This window comes from Sporolactobacillus shoreae, from assembly GCF_004684935.1.
GTDB classification, from domain to species: Bacteria; Bacillota; Bacilli; order Bacillales; family Sporolactobacillaceae; genus Sporolactobacillus; species Sporolactobacillus shoreae.
Map to the genome: position 1 here is coordinate 16,822 of NZ_SRJD01000017.1, position 24,814 is coordinate 41,635.

General features: G+C 45.2%; 25 protein-coding genes. 15 read left to right on the top strand and 10 right to left on the bottom strand.

Features of this window, described 5'->3' with window-relative positions; all coding sequences use genetic code 11:
* Positions 1-20: 20 nt before the first annotated feature.
* A complete protein-coding gene (locus E4665_RS13225; RefSeq protein WP_241654859.1) occupies positions 21-1,658 on the bottom strand; it encodes an IS1182 family transposase in 1,638 nt (545 codons plus the stop codon).
* A gap of 200 nt (positions 1,659-1,858) precedes the next feature.
* Complete coding sequence (hemE, locus tag E4665_RS13230) at positions 1,859-2,890, bottom strand: uroporphyrinogen decarboxylase (protein WP_135349336.1); 1,032 nt, start codon at positions 2,888-2,890, stop codon at positions 1,859-1,861.
* A 407-nt stretch (positions 2,891-3,297) separates the two neighbouring features.
* Here hemE and hemH point away from each other — a divergent pair, with 407 nt between their 5' ends.
* The 4 genes from hemH (at position 3,298) to truA (ending at position 7,466) form a co-directional block, all read left to right on the top strand.
* Positions 3,298-4,242, top strand: coding sequence for a ferrochelatase (hemH, locus tag E4665_RS13235; protein ID WP_135349276.1), 945 nt, complete (start codon positions 3,298-3,300; stop codon positions 4,240-4,242).
* Positions 4,243-4,289: 47 nt separating this feature from the next.
* A complete protein-coding gene (gene hemQ, locus E4665_RS13240) occupies positions 4,290-5,033 on the top strand; it encodes a hydrogen peroxide-dependent heme synthase (RefSeq protein WP_135349277.1) in 744 nt (247 codons plus the stop codon).
* Between the two features lie 340 nt (positions 5,034-5,373).
* On the top strand, positions 5,374-6,312 hold the full coding sequence (locus E4665_RS13245; RefSeq protein WP_135349278.1) for a 3-hydroxyacyl-CoA dehydrogenase family protein: 939 nt from the start codon (positions 5,374-5,376) through the stop codon (positions 6,310-6,312).
* A 419-nt stretch (positions 6,313-6,731) separates the two neighbouring features.
* Positions 6,732-7,466: a tRNA pseudouridine(38-40) synthase TruA gene (gene truA / locus E4665_RS13250; protein WP_135349279.1), complete on the top strand. Its 735-nt coding sequence runs from the start codon at positions 6,732-6,734 to the stop codon at positions 7,464-7,466.
* 126 nt (positions 7,467-7,592) lie between these two features.
* On the opposite strand, the gene codA is transcribed toward truA, so the two are convergent.
* Positions 7,593-8,864, bottom strand: coding sequence for a cytosine deaminase (gene codA, locus E4665_RS13255; protein ID WP_135349280.1), 1,272 nt, complete (start codon positions 8,862-8,864; stop codon positions 7,593-7,595).
* Positions 8,865-8,877: 13 nt separating this feature from the next.
* On the bottom strand, positions 8,878-10,287 hold the full coding sequence (locus E4665_RS13260; RefSeq protein WP_135349281.1) for a cytosine permease: 1,410 nt from the start codon (positions 10,285-10,287) through the stop codon (positions 8,878-8,880).
* 347 nt (positions 10,288-10,634) lie between these two features.
* Here E4665_RS13260 and E4665_RS13265 point away from each other — a divergent pair, with 347 nt between their 5' ends.
* From E4665_RS13265 to E4665_RS13280, 4 genes are all read left to right on the top strand, one after another.
* On the top strand, positions 10,635-11,561 hold the full coding sequence (locus tag E4665_RS13265) for a DMT family transporter (protein WP_135349282.1): 927 nt from the start codon (positions 10,635-10,637) through the stop codon (positions 11,559-11,561).
* Between the two features lie 105 nt (positions 11,562-11,666).
* Positions 11,667-12,215, top strand: coding sequence for a DUF1003 domain-containing protein (locus tag E4665_RS13270; protein ID WP_135349283.1), 549 nt, complete (start codon positions 11,667-11,669; stop codon positions 12,213-12,215).
* A 95-nt stretch (positions 12,216-12,310) separates the two neighbouring features.
* A complete protein-coding gene (locus tag E4665_RS13275; protein ID WP_135349284.1) occupies positions 12,311-12,640 on the top strand; it encodes a hypothetical protein in 330 nt (109 codons plus the stop codon).
* Positions 12,641-12,802: 162 nt separating this feature from the next.
* Entirely contained in the window at positions 12,803-13,732 is a 930-nt protein-coding gene (locus E4665_RS13280) for a YczE/YyaS/YitT family protein (RefSeq protein ID WP_135349285.1), read from the top strand.
* Between the two features lie 154 nt (positions 13,733-13,886).
* On the opposite strand, the gene E4665_RS13285 is transcribed toward E4665_RS13280, so the two are convergent.
* A complete protein-coding gene (locus E4665_RS13285; RefSeq protein WP_135349286.1) occupies positions 13,887-15,038 on the bottom strand; it encodes a glycosyltransferase family 4 protein in 1,152 nt (383 codons plus the stop codon).
* A 537-nt stretch (positions 15,039-15,575) separates the two neighbouring features.
* Here E4665_RS13285 and E4665_RS13290 point away from each other — a divergent pair.
* The gene (locus E4665_RS13290; protein ID WP_135349337.1) at positions 15,576-16,622 is read left to right on the top strand and encodes an alpha/beta hydrolase; all 1,047 of its coding nucleotides are present in this window, start codon (positions 15,576-15,578) and stop codon (positions 16,620-16,622) included.
* Positions 16,623-16,729: 107 nt separating this feature from the next.
* Here the strand turns inward: E4665_RS13290 and E4665_RS13295 are convergent, their stop codons facing one another.
* The 3 genes from E4665_RS13295 to E4665_RS13305 all read right to left on the bottom strand — a co-directional run bounded on the left by E4665_RS13295 (position 16,730) and on the right by E4665_RS13305 (position 18,736).
* A complete protein-coding gene (locus tag E4665_RS13295) occupies positions 16,730-17,605 on the bottom strand; it encodes a pentapeptide repeat-containing protein (protein ID WP_135349287.1) in 876 nt (291 codons plus the stop codon).
* A 275-nt stretch (positions 17,606-17,880) separates the two neighbouring features.
* Positions 17,881-18,111, bottom strand: coding sequence for a DUF3953 domain-containing protein (locus E4665_RS13300; RefSeq protein WP_135349288.1), 231 nt, complete (start codon positions 18,109-18,111; stop codon positions 17,881-17,883).
* Between the two features lie 88 nt (positions 18,112-18,199).
* On the bottom strand, positions 18,200-18,736 hold the full coding sequence (locus E4665_RS13305) for a phosphatase PAP2 family protein (RefSeq protein ID WP_135349289.1): 537 nt from the start codon (positions 18,734-18,736) through the stop codon (positions 18,200-18,202).
* Between the two features lie 325 nt (positions 18,737-19,061).
* Here E4665_RS13305 and E4665_RS13310 point away from each other — a divergent pair, with 325 nt between their 5' ends.
* The 4 genes from E4665_RS13310 (at position 19,062) to E4665_RS13320 (ending at position 20,993) form a co-directional block, all read left to right on the top strand.
* Entirely contained in the window at positions 19,062-19,358 is a 297-nt protein-coding gene (locus tag E4665_RS13310; protein WP_135349290.1) for a hypothetical protein, read from the top strand.
* A gap of 37 nt (positions 19,359-19,395) precedes the next feature.
* Positions 19,396-19,524, top strand: coding sequence for a hypothetical protein (locus E4665_RS18700; protein WP_277752226.1), 129 nt, complete (start codon positions 19,396-19,398; stop codon positions 19,522-19,524).
* Positions 19,525-19,646: 122 nt separating this feature from the next.
* Positions 19,647-19,781, top strand: a complete 135-nt coding sequence (locus E4665_RS18550) for a DUF1003 domain-containing protein (protein ID WP_241654863.1) — start codon at positions 19,647-19,649, stop codon at positions 19,779-19,781.
* A gap of 675 nt (positions 19,782-20,456) precedes the next feature.
* On the top strand, positions 20,457-20,993 hold the full coding sequence (locus tag E4665_RS13320; RefSeq protein ID WP_135349291.1) for a hypothetical protein: 537 nt from the start codon (positions 20,457-20,459) through the stop codon (positions 20,991-20,993).
* Between the two features lie 62 nt (positions 20,994-21,055).
* Here E4665_RS13320 and E4665_RS13325 read toward each other — a convergent pair whose 3' ends face one another.
* Positions 21,056-21,340, bottom strand: a complete 285-nt coding sequence (locus E4665_RS13325; protein WP_135349292.1) for a GNAT family N-acetyltransferase — start codon at positions 21,338-21,340, stop codon at positions 21,056-21,058.
* Positions 21,341-21,555: 215 nt separating this feature from the next.
* On the opposite strand from E4665_RS13325, the gene E4665_RS13330 reads away from it, so the two are divergent.
* Positions 21,556-22,143, top strand: a complete 588-nt coding sequence (locus E4665_RS13330; protein ID WP_241654860.1) for a GNAT family N-acetyltransferase — start codon at positions 21,556-21,558, stop codon at positions 22,141-22,143.
* 73 nt (positions 22,144-22,216) lie between these two features.
* On the opposite strand, the gene E4665_RS13335 is transcribed toward E4665_RS13330, so the two are convergent.
* Entirely contained in the window at positions 22,217-23,020 is an 804-nt protein-coding gene (locus tag E4665_RS13335; RefSeq protein ID WP_135349294.1) for an arsenite methyltransferase, read from the bottom strand.
* Positions 23,021-23,255: 235 nt separating this feature from the next.
* Between E4665_RS13335 and E4665_RS13340 the strand changes: the two genes are divergently transcribed.
* The gene (locus tag E4665_RS13340) at positions 23,256-24,803 is read left to right on the top strand and encodes an amidase family protein (protein ID WP_135349295.1); all 1,548 of its coding nucleotides are present in this window, start codon (positions 23,256-23,258) and stop codon (positions 24,801-24,803) included.
* Positions 24,804-24,814 lie beyond the last annotated feature (11 nt).

Genomic DNA, 24,814 nt, shown 5'->3' on the forward strand with positions numbered 1-24,814 from the left:
AGGCTGTCTCAAAAGCCCTGTTAAAGAACCGGAGAGAAAATTTGTAAAAAAATTTCTCTCCGGTTCTTCTTTGTGCGAAAATGAGGGCCTCCTTCCTGGGTGAAATCCCTTCGGACTTTCTTCATGAGGTTGTGGGCCAACGCTAACAGGCCGAATTCAATCGAGACTTTGTCCAGTCCTCTCAGATGAAATCGGCGGAAATCCATATTCTGTTTCAGATTGCCAAAGACCGGTTCGACTTCCAGTTTTCGTTGCCGGTACTTCGCTCGGCCTTCTTCCGAATAGAGGGCCTGTCTTGCTTTGGCTTTGACTTCTTCATAAACCGGATTGTAGTGAACCTGACGATTTCCTTTGGCCTTGGTACACTTCGCCTTGAATGGACAGCCGGAACAGTCCTCGCATTCATAGATCTTGAAGTCCCTTTTATAGCCATAATGATCGGTGCGTGTCATGTATTTCCTGAAAAGGACCCTCTGTTTGTTGGGACAGATAAACCGATCGTTTTTCTCATCGTAATCCCAGTTCTGAACTTTACTGAGATCCTTCTTGAACTTGCGCTGTTCCTCTTTCCTCAGCTGATTATAGGGGATGAGTGCCTGGTACTGTTCTTCCAAGAGATGCACATAGTTTTCCTCACTGCCGTATCCCGCGTCGGCGATGATGCTTTCGGGATGGCCGACAGGTGAATCCGCCAGCTGCTTCAAATGGGAAATCAGCGTTCGTGTATCCGTTGGATTCTGATGCAGGGTGTAGAACAGAATCATCTGGTTCTCTGTCCCCATCTGCACGTTGTATCCAGCTTTGAGCTGGCCGTTCTTCATGTGATCCTCTTTCATCCGCATGAAGGTGGCGTCCGGATCGGTTTTGGCATAACTGTTGCGCTCACCGCAGGTAGCCAGTTGTTTTTCATACTTTTTTTCACGAGGGATGAGGTCGGTTTTCAGTGCTTTGAGTTGCTTTTTCAGCTGTCGTTTCGAAGAGGAATCGTTTGGTTCGGCTTGTTTCTCGTTCATTTGTTCCTCAACTTTTTCCGTCCAGTTTTCCATTTCTTGGGCTGAGACCTTTTTCTTTGGATCCCCGGCAAAGTCTTGAAGCGATTGATCATCTAGGGTCATCTGCTCCTGGATCTCACGAAAAATTGTGCGGACCTTTTCCTGAACTCCGGTCTGATAGTGTCTGACCGATTTCTTCCAGACGAAGGTGTACCGATTCGCGTTCGCCTCCATTTTTGTGCCATCGATAAAGTAGTCTTCACCGGTGACATAGCCATCGTTCAGCAGCTGACTGACAAAGGATTCAAAAACATCCTGCAGCACGGTTTTCATGTGATGGGCACGGAAGCGCTGGATCGTACGAAAATCCGGCATCTGTCGGGCAGCCAGCCACATCATCGGCAGGTTTTCACGTAGGGCGCGTGCGATTTGTCGGCAGGAATACCATTTCTGCGTATAGGCGTAGAGGAGCACTTTGGTCATCAGACGCGGATCATAAGCCGGACGGCCGCCGCCTTTATAGGCCTGCACAAAGACCTGGTGATCCACGCGATTCACGAAGTCGTTGACAGCCCGTGACACGTGGTCTTCAGGGATGGAGTCGTTCAAATCCATTGGTAGAACGAGCTGATTCATGTTATACTCTTTAAAGAAAATGTCAATCAAAAAAATCGCCTCCGTATAATGGGAACTGGTCCTTTTCATTATATAAAAAGAGGCGATTTTTTTCTGTGATCTTTCAAGGATGAGCGAAAAACGAGAGGGAAAAAATGTCCCTCTCGTTTTTCACTACAGACTGACCTTTTGAGACAGCCTCTTTTGCATCTCTTATAGGTAAGATTTCATTCACTACATTTTCATTACTCTTATTTTTTTGAATAGGTATGCACGAAATCCGTCAGCGCTTTTAATGTCTCTTCCCGGACTTCAGGGAAAACGCCATGTCCAAGATTAAAAATATAGCCCGACCGATCACCTATTTGATCTAAAAGAGATTTAGCACGGGCCTCTAGCACCGATTGTGGTGCAAGAAGCAGCGAAGGATCAAGGTTTCCTTGTACGGCCTTCGTGATTTCCAGTCCTTCAAGATCGCTCGCAGAGGTCCGCCAATCGAATGACAGGACATCGACAGGGAGTTTATTCCATTCTCTTAGCAGATGTCCAGCCCCGGCCGCAAAATACAGGCTCACAGCTCCGGTTTTTTGCAGTTCGGAAAAGATTTTTTCCATTGTTGGCGCAATGTAGATCTGATAATCTTCTTCGCTGAGTGCGCCTACCCAGGAATCAAAGATTTGCACTGCCTGGGCACCGGCACGGATTTGTGCCCGTAAATAATTTAGTGTCATCTCGGCCAAGTCATCCATCAGTGCCATCCAGTCATCGGGATGTGCGTACATAAATCCCTTTGTCTGATGATAGTTCCTTGAGGGACCGCCTTCAATCAGGTAACTAGCCAAGGTGAAAGGAGCCCCCGCAAAACCAATCAACGGCACATTCAGCTGCTGATGCAGCAATTCGACTGAATCCAGGACAAAGGACAGATCTCGGGCAGGATCGAGTTGCCTCCAGTGAGCAAAGTCTGCTCCCGAACGAACCGGGTGATTCAATACGGGTCCGACGCCCTCAACCAGCTCAACGTCAATTCCTCTTGCTTTGATTGGTGTCATGATATCAGCAAAAAGAATAGCCGCGTCAACACCCAGTTTCTCAACCGGAAGCCGTGTCACCTCTGCGCAAACCTCCGGATGATGGCTTATTTCAAAAAAAGAATAGCGTTCACGAATCGCTCTGTACTCCGCCTGATAGCGCCCGGCCTGTCTCATGAACCAGACCGGCGTGTAAGGAACAGTCTCTTTTCGGCACGCTTTTAGAAAAACATCATTAAACAGCAGACTCATCCCCATTTCAAAGAAACATATGTATTCTTTTTGATTCAATAGAGGCCAGGAGACAAAGCAGGATATCTCCATCATTGACGATTTTCTCGTACGCCTTACCTCATCATTTATTTTACGTGAAAATTTTCTTTATTTCACCTAAAAAAATAGTGATTTGGATGGTTCAATGGACTCTGTGACACCAGGAGATTGCTTTAATATTTAACCACGAAAAATAAGATTAATGACTTATTGAAAAAATTATTGATTAATTCTAAACAAGTATCTACTGGCAATAGGTAAAGTCTGCTTTACTTGACATGACAGAATGATTAATTTAAATTTATTATAATGTGATAATAAATATATTATTTATGGAAATTGGAATTTGGAATATATCTTTGCATTTGGGGAGTGAAATTTTTCTTGTGGAAAATAAAACGATAGGACTGCTTGTCATGGCTTATGGGACTCCGGAAAATCCGGAGCAGATAGAGGCCTATTACACACACATCCGACATGGAAGAAAGCCGTCGGAAGCTTTGCTGCATGACTTGAAGGATCGCTACCAGACAATAGGCGGTGTTTCTCCTCTTGCCCGGATTACCCGTGAGCAAGGAGAGAAGTTAACCGATTTGCTGAAACAAAAGACCAATGGCGTGACTTTCAAATTATATATTGGATTAAAACATACAGCACCTTTCATCGAGGACGCGGTGGCACAAATGGCGGAAGACGGGATTGAAGAGGCGGTCAGCCTCATTCTCGCACCGCACTATTCAGTGTTCAGCGTCAAGATTTACAATGATCGGGCACTGGCAGCGTCTCAGAAATCGGGCGGACCGAAAATTCATGCCATCAATTCTTGGTACGATGAACCAAAATTTATCTCTTTCTGGTCGGAACAAGTGAATCAAGTGATAGCAAAGGTAGAAGATGTTACAAAAACAGTGGTTATTTTCTCCGCACACAGTCTGCCGGAGAAAATTCTGGCTAACGGTGATCCTTATCCAGATCAAGTCGGAAAAACAGCGCAGTTAATTGCGGATCAGGCACAGCTTAAAGACTTCGCGATCGGCTGGCAAAGCGCCGGAAAGACCGGCGAACCATGGATTGGACCGGATGTACAGGATCTAACGCGGCGTCTTTATCAAGAAAAGGGCTATGAATCCTATATTTATTGCCCGATCGGTTTCGTTGCTGAACACTTGGAAGTGCTTTACGATAACGATCAGACATGTAAGCATCTAACCGCTAAACTCGGCGTTCACTACTACCGTCCGGAAATGCCCAACGCTAATCCGAAGTTCATTGAGAGCCTTGCTGACGTGGTGGCTAAGAAAATGGCTGAACTGGATCAAATCAATGCATAAGTAATTGCACATTTTAACATTAATTTTTTCTGGAGGATGAACAGTATATGGCAGAAGCAGCAGAAACGCTGGATGGCTGGTATTGCCTGCATGACTTTCGATCAATCAACTGGTCAAAATGGAAGGCTCTTTCCGGTACGGAACAACAGGCAGCCATGCAGGAGTTCACAGAGTTCGTGGATCAATTAAATCAAAATGAAGAAAAAAAAGAAGGAAGTTACGCCTTTTACTCCATTGTCGGTCAAAAAGCGGACTTTGCCCTGATGTGGTTAAGGCCGACCATGGATGAGCTTAATGAACTGAAAACACGGTTCAACAAAACGAAGTTTGCGGAAGTAACCAAACCGGCTTATTCCTACGTTTCAGTGATTGAATTAAGTAATTATCTGGGCAAAGACGCCGGGGATCCATACGCTAATCCACGCTTTCGGGCACGGCTGTATCCGACCCTTCCGAAGACGGACTATTTTTGTTTCTACCCGATGAACAAAAAGCGGGATCAGCAGGACAACTGGTACATGCTTTCGATGGACGAGCGCCGAGAGATGATGAAAAGCCATGGTCGGATCGGCCGAAGCTATGCCGGTAAAATTAAACAGGTGATTACCGGATCCGTCGGTCTTGATGACTGGGAGTGGGGAGTCACCCTGTTTTCTGATGACGCGCTGCAGTTCAAGAAACTCGTCTATGAAATGCGTTTCGATGAAGTCAGTGCCCGTTTTGGAGAATTTGGTTCGTTCTATGTCGGCACGCGTTTAGACGAGGATCGATTCGCGAAGCTGTTGGAGTAACCATTTCAGTAGCGTGATGGCATGCGAATGCGCTGCACATATGTGGCGTTTCTCTTATCCTGCGTATCTTGCTAACACAAAAGTTCGTTTATCCCATCCTTCTTCTGCTTAATACCAAAACGAGAGCTATCATCTTTTCGATGATGGCTCTTTTTCCTTACTGAATAACTCCTATCCGCTCCTCTTCGATATTTATCCGTCAATCAGAATGCTTTATGAATCGTCATTAGTGAAAAAAATAAAATCCAAAAGCATTAATGTTCACAAAACAGACACATAAAGTTACACTATAGGTGATCAAAATAATAGCGCTTACAAAACTATGTTGGAGGCCTTCTAAATGTTCAAAACAATTTCTGTAATTGGTTCGGGTGTGATGGGAAGCGGAATTGCACAATCCTTTGCTGTCGGTGGTTATAGCGTGATTGTCAATGATATCAAACAGGAGTTTCTGAACAAAGCAAAGAAAAATATCGGCGAGAATCTTGATCTGCTATCCAAATCCGGTGAATTATCTTCCGAAGAGCGAGACGCAGCCGGTGAACGCATTCATTTTACAACCGATCTCAAAAGTGCAGCAGAAAACGCAGATTTGATCATTGAAGCGATTCCGGAAGTGATTGAGTTGAAATGGGATCTGTATAATGAACTGGCAAGATGTAAAAAGAAGGATGCTATTGTTTCATCAAATACCTCAACTTTCCCTATCTCAAAGTTGACCGCCCATGAGTCATTTGAAGGGAAGTTTATCATCACGCATTTCTTTAATCCTGCAAATCTGGTACCATTGGTAGAAATTGTGAAAAAGAAGGATACCAATCCGAAACTCGTTCAGTCAATCAAGGACTTACTTCTGAGCATCGGGAAGTCACCGGTTGTTCTGAAAAAAGAGATCAATGGATTTATTGCCAATCGGCTGCAGACGGCTTTGATGCGCGAAGCTTTCTCACTTGTTGGGCAGGGAGTTGCTGATGCTGAGGATGTCGATAAAGCGATCACTGCCGGACCGGGATTCCGCTGGGCGTTTGTTGGTCCTACGCGGATTGCTGATTTCGGCGGACTGGATACATGGAAGCGAGTCTTTGATAATATTGCCCCTGACCTGGACAAGAGCGAAGGCGCACCTGAACTGATCAATCAGCTGGTCAAAACAAATAAACTTGGAACGAAGACTGGCGAAGGGCTGTTTAAATATTCAGGAGACGAAGTCCAGTCGCAACTGAAAACACGGGATAATTATTTTCTGAAACTTGGACGGATAAAAAAGGTGAATGAATAATAGAAAAGATTCATGAAAGGGAGCGGTGCACTTGCCGCCCCCTTTTTTTCATAGATATTTCATTCATGCCCTTTGGATTCTTTAAGATATAAGCAGATAATACCAAAATCGCTGCAAGAAAAGAGACCGGTTCGATCATATCGGAAAGTAGTGACTCTTTTAAAAATAAGTGTATAACTATAAATGTATGTATTAGATAAGAGAGGGCAACCAACGATTTTTTAAACTAACGATAAATGACGAATATTTGAGCACCTGTTTTTGAAGAGAAGAAGGTACCATGAGACGAAATGCAACACCGAAAAAATGGATGTGGAGCAAATAATTGAAAAACTGACAGATCAAAACCTCTAATGCTCGGTGCGCAGACACCTTTCAGGCATCAGTGAACCATTTAGTTTTCAATAAAGGAGCAAACCATGAATTATAAATTGATCATTCAATATGATGGTGGACGTTATAAAGGCTGGCAACGGCTTGGAAATAGTGAAGATACGATTCAAGGGAAAATAGAACATGTTTTATCGCAGTTGGAAGGGGAAAAGGTTGAGATTATCGGGAGCAGTCGAACAGACGCCGGGGTTCATGCATTGGCTCAGGTTGCTAATGTTAAGCTGAAAAAGAATGTGACTGATTCTGAAATCAAAAGTTATTTAAATAGATCTTTGCCTCAGGATATTAGCATTACCGAAGTAGTGCCTGTTTCGGAACGTTTTCATGCACGCTATAATGCTAAGGGGAAGACCTATTTGTATCAGATATGGAATAAGGACTATTCGCATCCATTCATGCGAAAGTATAGTATGCATGTTGAGAAAGAGCTGGATATTAACCAGATGAAAAAAGCATGTCAATACTTTATCGGTGAACATGATTTTACGGCTTATTCAAACGCCAAATCCAAGAAAAAGACTTCGGTGCGCAAAATATATGTTATGAATATCGAAGAAAATGCTGGCTTCATCCAAATCAGAGTCAGCGGTAATGGATTCCTTTATAACATGGTCAGAAAAATTGTCGGAACGTTAATCGAAGTTGGGTTGAATGAAATAGATGCCGAGAATATTCCTGGCATCTTAGATTCAAAAGAACGAATTCAAACAGGGCGAATGGCGGATGCATGCGGACTGTATCTAGAAAAAATAGATTTTTAAAACATTTTTTATGACGTCTAAATTATTAATTGTAGCTCTGGCTGATCGTAGAAAAAATTTTTATAATTTTTTACAGTAGAAAAAAGGAACTGCCAGATTTCAGCAGTTCCTAAAGTTTTAAATGAATCAGTTAAAATCAACAGGCACTTTTTCACCATTTAGCATGATTTTTGTCTCAGCTGGCTTCGTTTCCGCCATCACTTTACCTTTGTGCACTGAATAGCAAACCGGCGCCAGTTTGCGGATCACATTATAGCTGTCAGGTTCCGACATGATCAGGAAATTGGCCGGTTTGCCTTCTTCGATGCCGTATTGTTCTGAAACGTGCAGCGCTTTGGCGCTATTGACGGTAATCAGATCCAGGGCTTCTGTGATTTCCTTGTAACCCATCAGCTGGCAGACGTGCAGACCCATGAAAAGGACCTGAAGCATATTTCCGGTGCCGAGCGGATACCACGGATCAAAAATATCGTCATGTCCGAAGCAGACGTTGATGCCTGCCTGAAGCAGTTCCTTGACTCTCGTGACACCGCGACGCTTCGGATAGGTATCGAAGCGTCCCTGCAGATGTGTGTTGACAAGCGGGTTGGAGACAAAGTTGATTCCGGACATTTTAAGTACTCGGAACAGCTTCGCAGCGTAGGCTCCGTTGTAGGAATGCATCGCGGTCGTATGACTGGCCGTCACCCGTTCACCGATTCCCCGTTTATAAGCTTCAGCAGCGATCACTTCGACAAACCGCGACTGTTCGTCGTCAATTTCATCGCAGTGCACGTCGATCAGACGGTCATATTTCTCGGCCAGATCAAAAACAATTTTCATTGAGTCGACGCCGTCTTCGCGTGTCAGTTCATAATGTGGAATGCCGCCGACTGCATCCGCGCCGAGTTTCATTGCTTCCTCAATGAGCTCTTTTCCTTTCGGATAGCCTAGGATACTCTCCTGAGGAAAAGCAACGATCTGAATGTCCATCCAATCGGACACAGCTTCTTTAAGCTCAAGAAGGGCTTTCAACGCCGTCAATTCAGGATCGTCGACATCGACATGTGTGCGGACGAACTGGATGCCCTGGGCCGCCTGCCATGTGAGTGCTGTTTTCGCACGCGTAAGCACATCTTCATGCGATAGTACTTTCTTCCTTAGAGCCCATGTCTCAATCCCTTCAAAAAGCGTGCCACTGATATTCCATTTCGGTTCGCCGGCGGTTAGCACAGTATCGAGATGAACATGCGGCTCGACAAACGGAGGGACGACGAGCCCGCCAGCCGCGTCGATCACTTCTCCTGAATAAGCGGACTCCGTTTCCTTAATGGGCTCAATCTTTTTGATCAGCCCGTCTTCGGCAAGTATCTGCCATAACCCTTCATGGTTCCTTAACTTCGCATTGCGTACAAGCATATTCAAGACCTCATTATTTATGGATTCGCGTGAACAGCCAATAAAGAAGTCCGGACAAGATCAGGACCGGATACGTTGCGCCCACACTGACTTTTAAGAATTCAGCATTGTGCAGGAAGTAATAGGCGACAACACCGATCGCCCAGGCTATCAGACCGGCCCAGTAGAAACCGCCTGAATACCAGTACTTCCCATTTACCTCTTCAAAGGCAGGCGCGTCATAGTGCCGTTTTCTCACAATGAAAAAGTCGGTAACCATAATACCGATCAGCGGCCCAAGTACCATGCCGAGATAATCCAGGAATGAGATGAACGAATCAAGAAATGTGCCGAAAAACAGCGGTACAAAGGTTAGCAGAACGGCACCGATCGTTGATACCCACAAAGCAACCATTGGCTTGATCTTTTTGGACAGGTTGGTCAGGGTAATACCTGCGGCCATGAGATTGACGGCGTTGGCGGTAGTACTGGTCAGAATGATCACAAGCATGGCCAGCCAGCCAAGGCCAAGCTTGCTGGCGATCGTGCTCGGATCCGAGGTATTCGGATCAAACACGCCGCTGGCAACAGCGCTCGCGATCGTCGCGATGATGCCGACAAAAGCGAACCAGAAAAGGCCAACATTAGCGCCGATCATCGGCGCAACAGTGGCACTTGACTTCCGTTTTGTATAACGAGTGAATTCAGCGATTGCCGGGATCCAGGCCAGACTGAATGCGGCCATGGTGTCCATGGCGACGCCGAAAGGAAGTGAGGCGGAGGCAGCCGGATGCCAGCTGAGAATCTGGCTAAAGGAGACATGCTGCAGAACAACGATCGTTTCCCAGATGCCGAGGACGGCAATCAGGATCATGCCGACCCGCTCGATCATTTTGACCGATCTGTGGCCGAGTGAAATTGACACAAGATGGAGCACGCTCATAATCAGAATGCCAACAGCCATCGATTTCACGCTGCCTTTTTCACCGAAAGCAGGCCAGCCAAGTACGTCTTTTAGCAGAAAACTGATTGAGATGGCAGCGATAAAGGTATTGACAGCTGTCCAACCAACGAAGGACGTCAAGTTGATCACGCTTGGCAGCTTGCTACCGCGAATGCCGAAGGACGGACGTGTCAGTGCCATCGTTGACGTTCCGGCTTTGTACCCCATGTAGCCGACCAGAGCCATAAAGATATAAGCAATCGGGTTCGCGATCAGCGTCACAGCGATCGCCCCGCCGAACGCGAGGCCAGCCATCACGCCGCCTATGTACCATGTGCCGTTGTTGGCGTTAGCGCCGACCCAGGTGGCCAACATGTCCCAGAAGGACATGTTGCGCGCGGCTGAATGAGGCACGCTTTCTGTAGCCCCGTACTCCTTTTTTGATGCCGCTGCCGGTTCAGTGGAGATGGAGCCCAAGTTGCTTGAAAGATCTTTTGACACAGATAACCCTCCTAATTCAATATGATGTAATAAAAAATAACATTACTTGTTTAATATATAACTTTTAGATGATGAAGGGAATATAAATATGGATAAAATATGGACGTTCAGAAGAGGGGAAAAAATATCATTCGCGTGTCGTTCTTTTGAGTTTAGGGATGGAAAAGTTGACTGACCAGTGTTCTCTAACATTTCTTTCAGAGCTGCTTCACGACGAATTGATCGTGCCAATTCTATTATTTTGTAGTAATCTGATTCTAAAGAAAAGATCAGTAATTCATCGATGACACCCAAAGAAATGATGATTTGAACGCGGAACAAGACTCACTAGGAAGGAATCCAATTAAGTGAAAAAATCTGTCTTTCTCTCACCGTACTTTCTTTTACTCATCGGCGTGCTTTCGGTTTCTTTTTCCGCTATATTCGTTAAATGGTCAGCGGCCCCGGCATCGGTCATAGCAATGTATCGCATGCTGCTGACCGTGCTGCTGCTATTGCCCATTGAGTTGATATATTTTTTTAAACACACGAGTCTAAACGTGTCAGAATGGATTCGCCTGCTTCTTTCCGGATTATTCCTGGCGCTTCATTTTTTGCTTTGGATGGAATCCTTAAAGCTGACCTCAGTAGCGAGTTCAACGGTCATTTTAACACTGCAGCCCGCGTTTACGATGGCAGGTATGCTTTTGTTTTATCATTCACGGACGAATCTCGGACAGATGATCAGCCTGCTGATCGCCGTTATCGGTTCACTAATTATCGCTTGGGGTGATATCGGTATTTCAGGCAGTGCGCTTCTCGGTGATTCTTTCTCGCTCCTCGGAGCGGCAGCATATGCGACCCATCTGCTTCTCGGGCAAGCTTTGGTGAAAAAGATACCTGGGGAATTCTATAGCTTTCTCGTTTTTCTGATCGCGGGACTGGTGCTGATGGGGTATAATTCAGCTGCTGGAACTGATATGAGTCATTATTCCTTGAAGGAGTGGGGGATCTTTCTTCTGCTCGCGCTTGTTTCGACGGTATTTGGGCATACGATGCTGAATATTTGCCTGAAGTATATTGACGCAACGCGAATCACAATGTCTGTTGTGGCAGAGCCGGTGATCGCTTCTTTACTCGCGATCTTGCTCCTGGGTGAAGGGGTCAGCCTGTGGCAGGTGATTGGGGGCGTTGTCACATTAGCCGGTATTGCTCTATATTTTATTAACCCGAGAAAAAGATCTGATATGATAAGAAGAAATCCATCATTCAACATAAAAAATCTGGTCAAATAGGACATCATAAAATGATCCTTTTTGGGTACGCCATCTAAATAACATCGTTTATGCTGGAACACGCGCTTGTTTTTAAAATTCTAAGGCCATTCGGAGGGCTTACCCATGATCTGGAAAACACACGGTAATAAGGAAACAAAAAAGGAATGCGATTACAAAAATATTCAGGGGCCTTACGTTGACCTGAATGATGAGAGTCTGGAAAGGATTGATCGGCTCGTTGACCGTTATGAATCGGACGTTGTCAGGCAGCTGAATTCGGAATACAAAAAAGAAACGAAGCGAAGCGATCGGCTTGCGGATCATATCGCTCATTTTGGCGGCAGCTGGCGCTTTATTATTATTTTTTCCGTTTTTTTGATTACTTGGATTGTCTGGAATACGATCTCTCTGACGCATGGCGTGCAATTTGATCGACCGCCATACATTCTGCTTAACCTGTGCCTGTCGTTTATTGCAGCCTTCCAAGCTCCCATTATCATGATGAGCCAGAATCGTGCCGCGGCGCGCGACAAGCATGAATCGGTCATTGATTTTGCGATCAATTATAAAGACGGGCAGGAAATTGATGACATTCAGGCGCGGCTACAAAATCTGGAGACCAAAATCACGAAAATCATGCAGCTGCTTGAAGAGAAACAGGGAATGGATTAATCTACCGGGAAGCGACTTAAAAAGCGGTTAGATTGATGGTGTGTTAGGCTATTCATTCTTTTATGTCGCGCAATCTTTCACAAGGAGGAGGATGGATGATGTATTTTGAACTTGTCGTATTCCTAATCGCCCTTTTTCTTATTCTTTTTTCAACACTGAATCATTTTCTTATTCTGAATCGTAAACTGCTGAGTCTGGAAATCGGCTGGCGGCTGGGAAAAGAAGCACGGCATCACGCTTTGGAATGGCCAGTCAGAAAGGTGAGCTTATTAGAAAATCTATTTTTTTCGGTCGGGTTTGTCATTTACATGGTTTTCTGGAAATTAGACAAAGGATGGATCGCCATGCTTATTATGCTCTTGATCGCGATGGGGCTCCCCCTTAGCCGCCATTTTACATTAGATCGAATCAGGAAGACTTGGTAATGGCCGGGAAATCCGCCGAGTCACTAATAAATGCGTAAATTAAAAAACCGGGCCTTCATTAAAAAACAGCTCTCCATTGGGTCAAACTGAGAAGCCGTATGCCAAAGCATGAAGAGGGAAATACTTCCGTTAATATATATTGAAGCATAACGGAGGATGGCTATGGCGGTGCATCTGAGTAGTAATCATCATTGGCGGGAACTTTTTTCAAAATCCATATTCTCCTTGATAGGCGTGGCGATTCTTGCGATAGGGGCCACGCTGTGCAAACAGGGCCACATAGGCCTTGACCCCTTCACGGCTCTTAATATCGGGCTCTCCAATAAGCTGCACATGAGTCTGGGGATTTATCAGCTACTCGTGAATGTGCTGATTATCGTCCTCGTATTTTTTTTAGACCGAAAGAAGATCGGGATTGGAACAGTGATCAATATGGTATTTGCCGGTTTTATGATTGAATGGTTTTCCCGATTTTACATTTCCGTTTTTCATTATCATCCATCAATACTGACGATGATGGTCAATGGCATTTTAGGATTGCTGTTATTCACATTGGGCACTTCCTTGTATATGTCGGCCAATCTTGGAGTTGCTCCCTATGATGCCATCGCCCCAATCGCTTCGGCCAGGCTGCACATCAAGTATCGATTTTGCCGGATCGCTCAGGATCTTGCGTTTATGATCGGAGCACTGATCGCAAGCGGTCCGATCGGTCTCGCAACCATCATCATCGCATTCTTTGCCGGTCCGTTAATCACGTTTTATGACAAGTATGTAAGCAGCCGTCTTGTCTCGAAAGTGGTTGAATTCAGTGCGCATCCATCCGGAAGGAGCATTGGACATGGTTTCACCGGAGCCGGCCGATACACCTATCACCTGGTCAAGCAATGCTATGAACAAACCATGGAAGTGCAAAAGAAGCTGTCGCATTATTCTGATGAGCAGTTGCAGCAGAAGCAGGAGCAGGCACGACTGACAATAAAGGATGCAAAAGCAGTGATCCATCACACGACACTTCAATACGGACTATTGAAAGAAGAAGAGCAGCGTAGGGAAAATTTGGAGAAAAAAGAGGAGCATCACCCAGAGTAATTGAGGAATTAAGCGAACAAAAATTTGCACTCTGGAAATCCATGCTCCAGATATGAATACCGTAAAAAAGATACTGACATAATAAAAACGCAATTCTTGTGACTCTAAAAATTTCTCACTGCCGTTTTTCTGACTTCTCGCCTATTAGAAGTGGTCAACCATTAGCCTCCGCGCACGATCTGCGTTGAGTACTCAATACCTCCTCATAATCGTTAAGCAATTTCTCGAATATCCGATCCCAGCTTTGCGCCAGTGCATAATGTCTGGCTGCGAAACTCATTTCCTGCCATTTCGATTCGTTTCCGAGTAAGTATGAAATAGCTGAAACAAACTCATCAACGCATTTTGGTGTGCAGAGTACTCCTGTCTTATTATTGTGGATGATGTTTTTTACGCCGCCGGCATTCGCTCCAACAACCGGTGTACCGCAGGCCAGTGACTCCAGCACGACATTGCCAAAGGTTTCCGTCGGAGAAGGGAACACCATCAGATCTGAAGCTGCGAAAACCTGAGCCAGCATATTCGCACTCAAGTAACCGGTGAATGTGACCTGTTTACCGGCATTCGCTCTGAATTCAGAATAAAGGGGGCCGTCGCCAGCAATCAGCCAGTGAACATTGTCTCCCATCTGCTCATCTATTTTTTTCATCACTCGCTGCAGGGTCTCAATATCCTTTTCCGGAGCCAACCGTCCCGCAAAAGTGAGAATATGTCTGGCCCTGATCGCATAGTTTTTCCGGATCGTATTTTCATCAAAATCCGGGTGAAACAACCTGCAGTCCACGCCCCTGCTCCAGATGCTCAGATCGTGAAATCCTTTGCTTTTCAGCTGAATGAGTGTTTCGTTTGAAGGAACAAATGTTTTCTGCAGGGAGTGGTGAAACCATCGAAGATAGTTCCAGAGAACAGGAGATAAAAGATCCATCTTGTAGTAGGCAAGGTAGGCGTCGAAGTCAGTATGATACGAGCCTACTAAGGGAATACCCCATTTTCTGGCATAATACTTTCCCAGCAATCCCATATTGAACGGTGTCGCGACGTGAATCAGATCAGGCTGGAAACGCAGGAGCTTTTTCTTAACATAATAAGGATTAGGTACGGCAAGTCGGCATTCCGGATAGACAGCGAAGGGAATGCTTTTCACTTTCTGAACATTCATGTTCTTTTTTTCTTCTTTTACATTTTGCGGTGCGAATAAAAGATAATCAATCCCTTCCTTATTTAAGTACCGGGTCAAACGTTCCAGGGTTTTCGCGACGCCATTGATCTGAGGTGTAAAGGTGTCTGTGAAAATAGCAATTCTCATGAAAGTACCTCCCGCTTGAATGGCGTTTAATCAAGTAAAAGTCAATAGTCAGAGTTACAAGCGAATAAGGTGAGCAAATTTCGGCAGGTGTCATCCCAACGTTTGCGATCCTGCAGGAAGAGATTTTCAAATTGAGGATTATTCCTTCTGAAAGTACGTCGTTCTATCAGGTAAAGCTGATCTGATGATCTGATTAAAATTCTGCACCTCTTTGATGAAAATATATTTTGATCCAACACATCCATTTTAATAAGAAATTTTTAATTTTGTATTGGGAAACGTAAAGCCCAGGAAAAAGATGTGTTAAGATTGATTCTCAATTAACAGGATACCCCGGTGTGAGTCAGTCCGTTGAGGGAGAACCTTTCGATAGTCACGTCCGTTGCCGGCACGTCGAAGTTTTTTTAGGAAGAATGTCTGCCATATTACTTCCCTATGCTGTTTGTTCGTAATAGACTGTAAGTAAAGGCGATGTTTTTGTGAAAACATTCCGGCAAACTTTTTCCGGATTCATGCGGGGTGAACAGATTGGAAACTATGACACCTGAAGTACAGTCCAAAGAAAACAAGACACCAAGAGTCAAAAGGTTTATAAAGAAAGAGATCATCATTTCATCTGTAGTTCTGACCAGTACGGCCGCTTTTTTAAAAGTCGCCGCTGACGCCGTTGGCCGACACTTCTATAAACTGGCGATTGCGCGCAATGATAAGGAGCAGCTGACGGGTGTATTGAGTTCAGGCGAGAAGAAGGTACCACTGCCTGAGTCTGTGAAGCAGACACTAAAAAAACAGACGGAGATGAAAAATGATTTTATTAATCAAAATTCTCCAAAGGATCTGTTTCTCGAGTCAAGGGACCGGCTGAAACTTCACGCTTATCTTTTTGAGACACACCCTGACAGCCACAAGTGGGTTATTCCGCTGCATGGCTACATGAACCAGGGCTCGGACATGTTTTTCTTTGCGGCGATGTTTTCTCAGCAAGGCTTTAATGCGCTTGTGCCGGATCTACGCGGCGCGGGGAAGAGCGAAGGGGATTACATTGGCATGGGCTGGGACGACCGCTTGGACGTCGTGAGTTGGATTAATCGAATCATAGAGCATGATGAGCAGGCAAAAATAGTTGTCTATGGAATTTCAATGGGGGCCGCAACGGCGATGATGACTGCCGGTGAGGATCTGCCGAAAAATGTGACCGCAATTGTCGAAGATTGCGGGTATACCTCGGTCGCCGACGAGTTCTCCTATGAACTTCACAATCTCTATTCACTGCCGGCTTTCCCGGTTCTTCCGCTGGCTGACAAGGCGATAAGAGGTAAAGCCGGCTTTAGTATCTACCAGGCTTCGTCGGTGGAACAGTTGAAAAAGGCGAAAGTGCCGATGCTTTTTATTCATGGCGATAAAGATACCTATGTGCCTACAGAAATGGTTTATAAAGTATACGAGGCCGCTCCAGTGGAAAAAGAACTGCTGATTGTTAAGGATGCGCCGCACGCCTCATCATCCTTCGTAAACCCTGAACTCTACTTTTCAAAGATTTTTGAGTTTGTCAACAAACGCCTGGATACACAAACGGCCCAGTGACATGAAAGACAGGCGGCTGGAGCGGAATAGCCATCTTTGATCACGGTATGATAGAACATTGCAGAATCCCCTATAACATAGAGAGAGCGGGATTTTTTTTAGTTATTTTATTTTAGAGCAGACCAATGTGATGGGTGAGAAAGCAAGCGCGGTAGTTTCGTGTGTGCATCGCCCTTCGCCGAGTCAATCTGAGCTTGGGTGAGAAAGATACTCTCAGTGAGATCAGCTCCACTAAGATCGGCGTCGCGTAAATCAGCGCCAATAAAATCAGCTGCTCTCAAATCGGCGTCTCGGAGGTTAGCAGCAATAAGGTATGCTCCTCTTAAGTTGGCTCCGCTGAGATCAGTTCCTCTAAGATTTGCGCCCATAAGATCAGCACCTCGACGGTTGATTCTCTTGCTTTTTTTCATACCCTTATGCTGCAGATGTGACTCTATCCACACAAGTTCACTTGTCCTTAAGAGCAGTGCATTTACATTTGTGCGATGTGATGGAACGTCCAGTTTCAGTAGTGAGTCCGGACTAAGTTGTGACAAACGTTCCGTCTCATGAAGCGCGAGATAGAGCTCTCTGTGGATCGGATGAGACGCTTTCAACGTAAGAGCTTCAGTCAAATACCAGAGTATCTCATGGAGTTGAAGCATAATTGGGAACACATGGTACATTTTCGTGGCCGTTGCTGGACCTTCATGCCAGTCGATTCCCCCGAAAGTGATTTGAGAAACCTTTTGCCCTGCACCAAAGCAGTCAAAAGCGATACACCCTTTAAATCCCTGCTGTCTGAGATTTTTGTGAATGCTGCAACGAAAGTCTGATTGCAGATTTGGGCAGGGCTTGCCAGCATTTTTTTCAACTGCAAAATCTGCTGAAACTGCGAAGGGCAGTGCAACACAACACAAACCGAAGCATTTCTCGCAGTCAGGACGCAGACTGTTGTGACTTATATCGTGTTTTGGATTTGGATAATCATGGTTCTCAAACAATACGTGTTTCTCCCTGTATCATCCATACATTGATTAATGTATGGGTAAGTATTATAGCATTATTGATTGGTTTGTTACTTCACTTGCGCTACAACCGCTTTTCAATTCGCTAATGCTAATATTAACATTGATAACTTCACAGTCAATTAGTGGTCATATATTTCAAGGGAACGTTGATTTTGTCGATAACCATCTAGATACCCCAGCAAGATGACCCTATAAACTAAAAATCGGTCTGCCTGAACTTAGGGAAACCGATTTTTGTATTCATATGATTATCCGAAAAATGTTGCAGCAATAGCTACCACGAACATAAAACCGGCAACAGAAAAGTCTAAGATCATCTGCTGCCTTTTTTTCTTTTTCTGACGGTCGGAGATGCCTGAAACGAGCATCATGAAACCCAGGAAAACAAACATCAGATTCACAAATCTGCCAGTGATCATTGCATAGATGGCGAAGATCAGGGTCAGGATCGAAAAAGCAACGCTCAGCGCTCTTAACAAATGGTTCACACTCCAGTCGGCATTTTCGGTAAATATAACAAGAGCTGCCTTTCATATCTGAAAGACAGCCTCTCAGTCAAATCAACCATCAGAATGGCATCATATAAGAGAAAACGATCATACCAGTTACGGTTCCGAGGAAAATCCCGGCCAGCACATCGCTCGGATAATGGAGACCGAGGAAGATCCGTGATACGGCAACGCTTAATGCGAGCGGCATAAGGAAGATACCCAGGAACGGGTGATACATAATCAGCGGAATAACCACTGAAAATACAGCTGTCGAGTGGCCGGACGGAAACGAGTGGTCAGCCAGCGGGTGCTCCGGAACTTTAATTCCCTCCAAAGCAAGATAGGGACGCACGCGCGGGAAAACCTTTTTCAACACTTGGACGATCATATGGCTGATCGTCAGCGACACAGCGCAGGCGACTGCAGTCTGATGCAGGCGCCCGTGAGAAAAAGCGAGGAGGAACAACACGGCAAGAATCTCTGCCACAGCCCCTCCGATATTTGTTATCGTCCGAAAATAGACGTTCAGCGCTCTTTTTTCAAAGTAACGGTTGATCCCCTTAGATATTTGGCACTCAATCTGATGGAATCCATCTATTGATTTCGAGAACATTCCAAGTTACCCCCAATAATAAATAAATTCGGTTCATACATATAGTTTAATAGGGTAATATTAATCTAGATATTGTTATTGTAAATCGGGGACAAGGTGTTTGTAAAGTATTGTGGGACAATACCAGCTATTCTCAGTAATGAATATCCCTGCATCTTTTGAGTATCCAGCAACTGACTATCTCCCGAATTCTGCTAAAAGCCCATTGAGAGTCGCGACAAATATGAGATAATAAACTATCACTTGAATAATATTCACTGAGTCATTTTAATGATCCATTGTAGCATCTGTAATCATATAAGCTTAGGAATGGGGGGATGGTCCAATGCTTCGCGCTTCTCTGGAAATCCTGAGACTTATTTTTATTATTGTAATTCTGAGCATTTTGTTCGGCTCAGGGGTGCTCTGGATCTATCATTTACTGGATATGACTGTTGACCGATTAGGTTATTTTATGATCTCCACAGCCGATTTGATTCTTATTTTTATTCTCTATCGCAACAGATTTCAATTTCATGGTTTTTACAAAGGGAAGGACAGAAGAAAGCTCTCAGGAAGTGCCTATTACTTTCTCCTGGCTACGGCTCTGATTATTCTGCTGGCTGTTCCTTTCTTTAACTGACAAGAGGCAGAGGCCTAATTTCTCATGAGGAGCAGAAGTGAAAAAAGGAAACGACGTGAAGGATGATAAAAATATACAGGGCTTTGACAACGACCTGAATGACGAAAGCCTGAACCGGATTGACAGACTGGTAACGAATATGAATCGGAAATCGTCCGGCAGCTGAATTCGGAATATGTCCGGCAGACGAAGACGAAAGATTATATCGCCAGGTTTGGCGGCAGTTAGCGGTTTATCATATCTTTTGGCATTTTTCTTGCGCTCTGGATCATTTGGAATGTCATCGGTCTGACCGGTGTGCTTAAATTTGATAGGCCGCCTTTTATTCTGCTGAATCTTTGCCTCTCTTTTATCGCTGCGTTCCAGGCGCCATTCGTTATGATGAGCCAGAACCGTCCCACAGCCCGCGACAAGCAAGCATGAATCAATCATTGATTTCTCGATTAACTATAAGGCTGATGCAGAAATCGACGATATGCAAAGCCGCCTGGAACATATCGAAAATGATATCGGAGAAATTAAAAAACTGCTGAATGAGCAAAAGAAAGATTAAGAAAACGAATTGCCATAAAACACATTTAGAGAAATACTATCAATTTTGAAAGAATATATGTGAAATAAGTATATAATTAACGTAATAATATTTATGTAAACAAAATAATTATCGGATCAAAGTCATAAAAATTTAAGCAGGGAGAGACGGTCACCAGTATAAGAGCTCGCCCTAGAAGCGAAGTACCCGACACCACTGCTCCAAGTCAGCGAGGCCTATCGATTTTTGTAGAATCATGCAGATACGTATAATCTGAATATGAATAAAGTCGCTTTTGCAGGAGATTTGGCGGGTTCGCAGATTGTCAGCCAGTATTATAATGCACAGACAACTCCCTTATTTTCAAAAGCCATGAATATGGAGACAGTAATCCGCGTGAAATAGCAGGCAAACTGGGGTATGGATGTCATTTGCCATGTATATCAAACCGGCGCAGCAGGCCGATCAGGAGGCCCAATAAAAAAATTGAACCAGTGACAGGAAAAGAAGGGCTGCACGTCTAACTATATAAGTAGCCTATACTTATATGGAAACGGGGCATGGCGATGCGATCCAGGCGAGAAAATATCGGTTACTTTACCAAGACGGTCTCTGACAAATTGCAAATCACTCTGAGCAAACTGAGGCGGCTGACGCAGGCTCTTGAGAAACAAGGGTATACATTTACACGCAACAAAAGCAATCAGCGAATCTATTTCGGATCGGACATCCAAACCTTGCAGCAAATGATTACCCAGATACGGAAGGGACGCACGGTTGAAGCGGCTGCAGGCGAAGTGTTGAGCCAGAATAGCGACATGCCCCAGACGACAACTGAAGAAAACCCGTCCGTTTTCGAATGGGACGAGCCCGAAATCACAGGGAGCGGCATCTCACTTTCCGCCTCCCAGTTCCGGTTAATGGTGGAACAGGTTGCCGCGACAGCCGCGGAGAAAACAGCTGAAGAAGTTGTCAGAAAGTACGATCATGAAATGGAGCGGCGCATTGAGTTGAGGGACCGGGAACTGATGACCCGGCTTAGGGAAATGAGCGAAGCGGGTAGAAAGAAGAAGGGCTGGCTATCCCGCGTGATCCGGCATTGATCGATCTGTTGTCTGATCACTGAATGAAAAAAAGAGAACCTGGGACTTCTCAGGTTCATTTTTTAATTGTGACCCATATACTCCAATTTTTGATACTCTTTCACCCGGTCAAATTGCGCACGGGCGTAGGAGCAGGAAGGGATGACTTTTTTATCTTCTCTAATGGCCTTGTCAATGACCGCTTGAATCAGCTGCTGCGCCAATTTCTGACCCCTGTATTTAGGATCGACAAATGTATGGTCGATGCTTAGAACAGAATCGGACGGCCAGGTAAAGGTCACCTCAGCAATCTCGGAGCCCTCATCATCTGTAATAAAGTACCTGTCTTTGCCTTCAAGCATTTCCATGATCTTGTCCTCCTATATGTGCTGCTTACCTTGTATTATTATTTCGACCTTGAGTTATTAAAAACCTGCACAAAATAAGGAAAATCATGTCAAAAAAGCCCCCCTGAATATCATTTTTCATGGATCGTGATTGTTTCCGTGGTTTGTCCGGAAACGATGCGGCTGGTATAATGGCTGTATCATAAGGGATGTCGGATGATTTGGGAGGAAAGCGCATGATTGTCTACGAAAATAACGAGAAAAGTCTGAGCGCTTTTGCTCTGGATTCGGAACACTGGGATGATTTCGTCACACTTTTTGGCGAAAAAGGAGCCTGTGGCGGTTGCTGGTGCATGAGTTGGAGACTAAAAAAATCCGATTTCGATGCTAATAAAGGGGAAAACAATAAACAGAGCATAAAAAGCCTTGTCGATGCAGGACGGCCTGTCGGCGTGCTACTCTACCAAGGAAAAGAGCCAATCGGCTGGTGTGCTGCGGCGCCCAGGGAAGAATACCTCAGACTTGAGAAATCAAGAATTTTTAGGAGACTGGATGAGCTGCCAGTCTGGTCGGTCAGTTGTTTTTTTATTGCCAAACCCTTCAGAAGACAGGGATTGTCGCTCGAGCTGATTTATGCCGCAGTTAATTTTTGCAAGCTTCACGGTGCGGAAACGGTCGAAGCTTACCCTGAACTCCCGTATGGGGATAAAGTTCCCGGCGCTTTTCTATGGACAGGAATCCCCGCTTCTTTTGAGAAAGCGGGATTCGTGGAAACGGTACACCGATCCAAATGGAAGCGGATGATGAGGTTTCAGGTAAACTAACGAAATAAAATAAGGCAGGCATCGGATCACTAGATGTCTGCCCTATTTTTGTTGTGTGATTTGTTATTAAAGATTACCGCTTATTTGCCTGAATGGTTGAGGAAACAATATAATTCTGGATCCCCACGCCCGGAATCCAATCTTTAATAAATTCTTTCGACGCATCTTTAGGCCGGATGTCAATGTCTTTAAAGCCTGCATCCGCGAGCATCTTCTCCAGATCAGCGATTGAGGAGGCACCCGAGACACATCCGGAATAGGAGACGTCCAGATCGTTTTTAATTTCCACTGGCAATTCTGCAGTAAGGACGACATCAGAAATGGCGAGGCGCCCGCCGTTTTTTAAGACACGATAAGCCTCTTTAAAAACCTGCTGTTTATCCGGTGACAGATTGATAACACAATTAGAGATAATGGCGTCAATTACCTGATCGGCAACTGGTAAATGTTCAATTTCACCTAAACGGAAATCAACCTGATGATAATTACCGCTTTCTGCGTTCCAGCGCGCCTTGCTAACCATTTCAGGGGTCATATCCACTCCGATTACTTGGCCTTCGGAGCCGACCTGACGGGCAGCGAGGAAACAATCAAACCCTGCTCCGCTGCCGAGATCCAGTACATGTTCCCCGGACTTTAAAGAAGCGATCACCTGCGGATTGCCGCAGCCTAGACCAAGATTGGCGCCTTTGGGTACGGCTGCAAGCTCTTCATCGGAATAGCCGAGTTTGGACGAGACGCTTTGGGAATCATTTGACGTGCACAGACATCCTTTGCTGGTAGAACAGCAGTCTGAGCCTGAACTGACATCCTGCAAGGCAATTTGCTTATAACGATGGCGCACATTCTGTCTAATCTGATCGTTGGAAATACTCAAGTTGGAACACTCCTTTATTAGTTTACTGAGTGGTAATATATTCGTATATGCTTATATAACATTATATTTATATTATCATTCATTTATACAAGGATCAATTATTGTCATGGAATATTCAGGTATTTTTTCATAAATTGACAGCATTGCAAGTTCCCCGATATAACTGTAAGATAGTAGATAATTTTAATAAACATTCTCTTTTCAAACGATGAATTCATCCAACGGAGTGAGCAATATGTCCAAAAAAAAGAAGTTTGCATGGGCCGCCGCGTTAACAGGAGCGACAGCCGCCGCGTTGACAGCCGGCATGTACCTGAGGCAGGAAGTTGTTAAACGAAGGCCTTTCATGATCGAAGAAGCGACGATTTCTGAAATGCAGAAGGCGATGAAAACAGGACAGGTCACATCAAAAGATCTCGTCCAGATGTACCTGGACCGGATTGAGAATTTTGACAAGAGCGGTCCGAAGTTAAATTCAATTCTCGAAATCAACCCTGAAGCGCTTCATGAAGCGGAAGCAAGCGACGTGAAACGGTCGGTTAATCCAGATGTCGGTCCGCTATTTGGCGTACCCCTTATTATCAAGGATAACATCGAAACTGAAAGCCCGATGCATACGACAGCAGGCTCCGTCGCCCTTGCCGGGAATCAGCCGGAAAAAGATGCTTTTGTGGTCAGTCAGCTTAGAAAAGCCGGAGCGATCATTCTGGGTAAAGCCAATCTGACCGAGTTCGCCAACTTTATTGCTGAAGATATGCCGAATGGTTACAGTTCGCTTGGCGGACAGGTACTTAATCCATACGGCGCTTCGTTTGATGTCGGCGGTTCAAGCGCAGGGACCGGTGCCGCGGTCGCCGCAAACCTTGCGGCTGCAGGCGTCGGAACAGAAACTTCCGGTTCTATTCTCAGTCCGGCATCTTCAAATTCACTAGTGGGCATCAAACCAACAGTGGGCGCTGCCAGCCGCAGTGGTATTATTCCGCTCGCCCACAGCCAGGATACCCCAGGACCGATGGCGCGCACTGTAAGGGATGCTGTGCTCCTGTTCAATGGCATGACCGGCGTCGATGAAGATGATGAAGAAACGGTCTGGAGCCAGGGCGATGTACAAAAAGATTACACTGTTTATCTCAAGCACGGAGGATTAAAGGGTGCTCGTCTGGGAATTGACCGAAATTATCTGGAATCTCTGAGCGACGAGCAAGTGAAATTAATCAATCAGGCTTTGGACGTGATGAAGGAGAAAGGGGCAACTATTCTGGATCCTGTGGTCATCTCATCAACGGAAACTCTGGAAAATCGTGAGTCATCGGTCATGTACCGTGAATTTAAATTTGACATCAACCGGTATCTTAAGAAATTGCCTGCGGATTCCCCAGTTCACAGTCTGTCAGATGTCATTAAGTACAACAAAGAACACGCGGATACCGCTTTACACTATGGACAGGCCATACTGGAAAAATCAGAAGCGCTGAGCGCCGATCTGGGAGAGCGCCAATATCTTGCCGACCGGGCGGATGATATCCGCCTTTCGCGCAAAGAAGGTATTGATGCCGTACTGAAGGCACGCCATCTGGATGCATTGATTTTCGCCAACTATCTTGGCTGTGATATTGCGGCAAAAGCGGGATATCCGTCGATTACAGTTCCCGCCGGCTACACAAGTGAAGGAGAACCTGTCGGCGTGACCTTCACCGGACTCGCTTTCAGTGAACCGAAGTTGATTGAATTGGCCTATGCGTTTGAACAGGCGACAAATCATCGGAAACCTCCTGTTCTATAAGCTTTTTAGTA

Coding starts and splice junctions, on each gene's coding strand:
- hemE (WP_135349336.1), bottom strand. CDS start 2,890: ATGAGTCTGCTGTTTAATGATGTTTTTCTAAAAGCGTGCCGAAAAGAG.
- hemQ (WP_135349277.1), top strand. CDS start 4,290: ATGGCAGAAGCAGCAGAAACGCTGGATGGCTGGTATTGCCTGCATGAC.
- E4665_RS13245 (WP_135349278.1), top strand. CDS start 5,374: ATGTTCAAAACAATTTCTGTAATTGGTTCGGGTGTGATGGGAAGCGGA.
- truA (WP_135349279.1), top strand. CDS start 6,732: ATGAATTATAAATTGATCATTCAATATGATGGTGGACGTTATAAAGGC.
- codA (WP_135349280.1), bottom strand. CDS start 8,864: ATGCTTGTACGCAATGCGAAGTTAAGGAACCATGAAGGGTTATGGCAG.
- E4665_RS13270 (WP_135349283.1), top strand. CDS start 11,667: ATGATCTGGAAAACACACGGTAATAAGGAAACAAAAAAGGAATGCGAT.
- E4665_RS13275 (WP_135349284.1), top strand. CDS start 12,311: ATGATGTATTTTGAACTTGTCGTATTCCTAATCGCCCTTTTTCTTATT.
- E4665_RS13280 (WP_135349285.1), top strand. CDS start 12,803: ATGGCGGTGCATCTGAGTAGTAATCATCATTGGCGGGAACTTTTTTCA.
- E4665_RS13285 (WP_135349286.1), bottom strand. CDS start 15,038: ATGAGAATTGCTATTTTCACAGACACCTTTACACCTCAGATCAATGGC.
- E4665_RS13290 (WP_135349337.1), top strand. CDS start 15,576: ATGACACCTGAAGTACAGTCCAAAGAAAACAAGACACCAAGAGTCAAA.
- E4665_RS13305 (WP_135349289.1), bottom strand. CDS start 18,736: ATGTTCTCGAAATCAATAGATGGATTCCATCAGATTGAGTGCCAAATA.
- E4665_RS13310 (WP_135349290.1), top strand. CDS start 19,062: ATGCTTCGCGCTTCTCTGGAAATCCTGAGACTTATTTTTATTATTGTA.
- E4665_RS13320 (WP_135349291.1), top strand. CDS start 20,457: ATGCGATCCAGGCGAGAAAATATCGGTTACTTTACCAAGACGGTCTCT.
- E4665_RS13325 (WP_135349292.1), bottom strand. CDS start 21,340: ATGGAAATGCTTGAAGGCAAAGACAGGTACTTTATTACAGATGATGAG.
- E4665_RS13330 (WP_241654860.1), top strand. CDS start 21,556: ATGATTGTCTACGAAAATAACGAGAAAAGTCTGAGCGCTTTTGCTCTG.
- E4665_RS13340 (WP_135349295.1), top strand. CDS start 23,256: ATGTCCAAAAAAAAGAAGTTTGCATGGGCCGCCGCGTTAACAGGAGCG.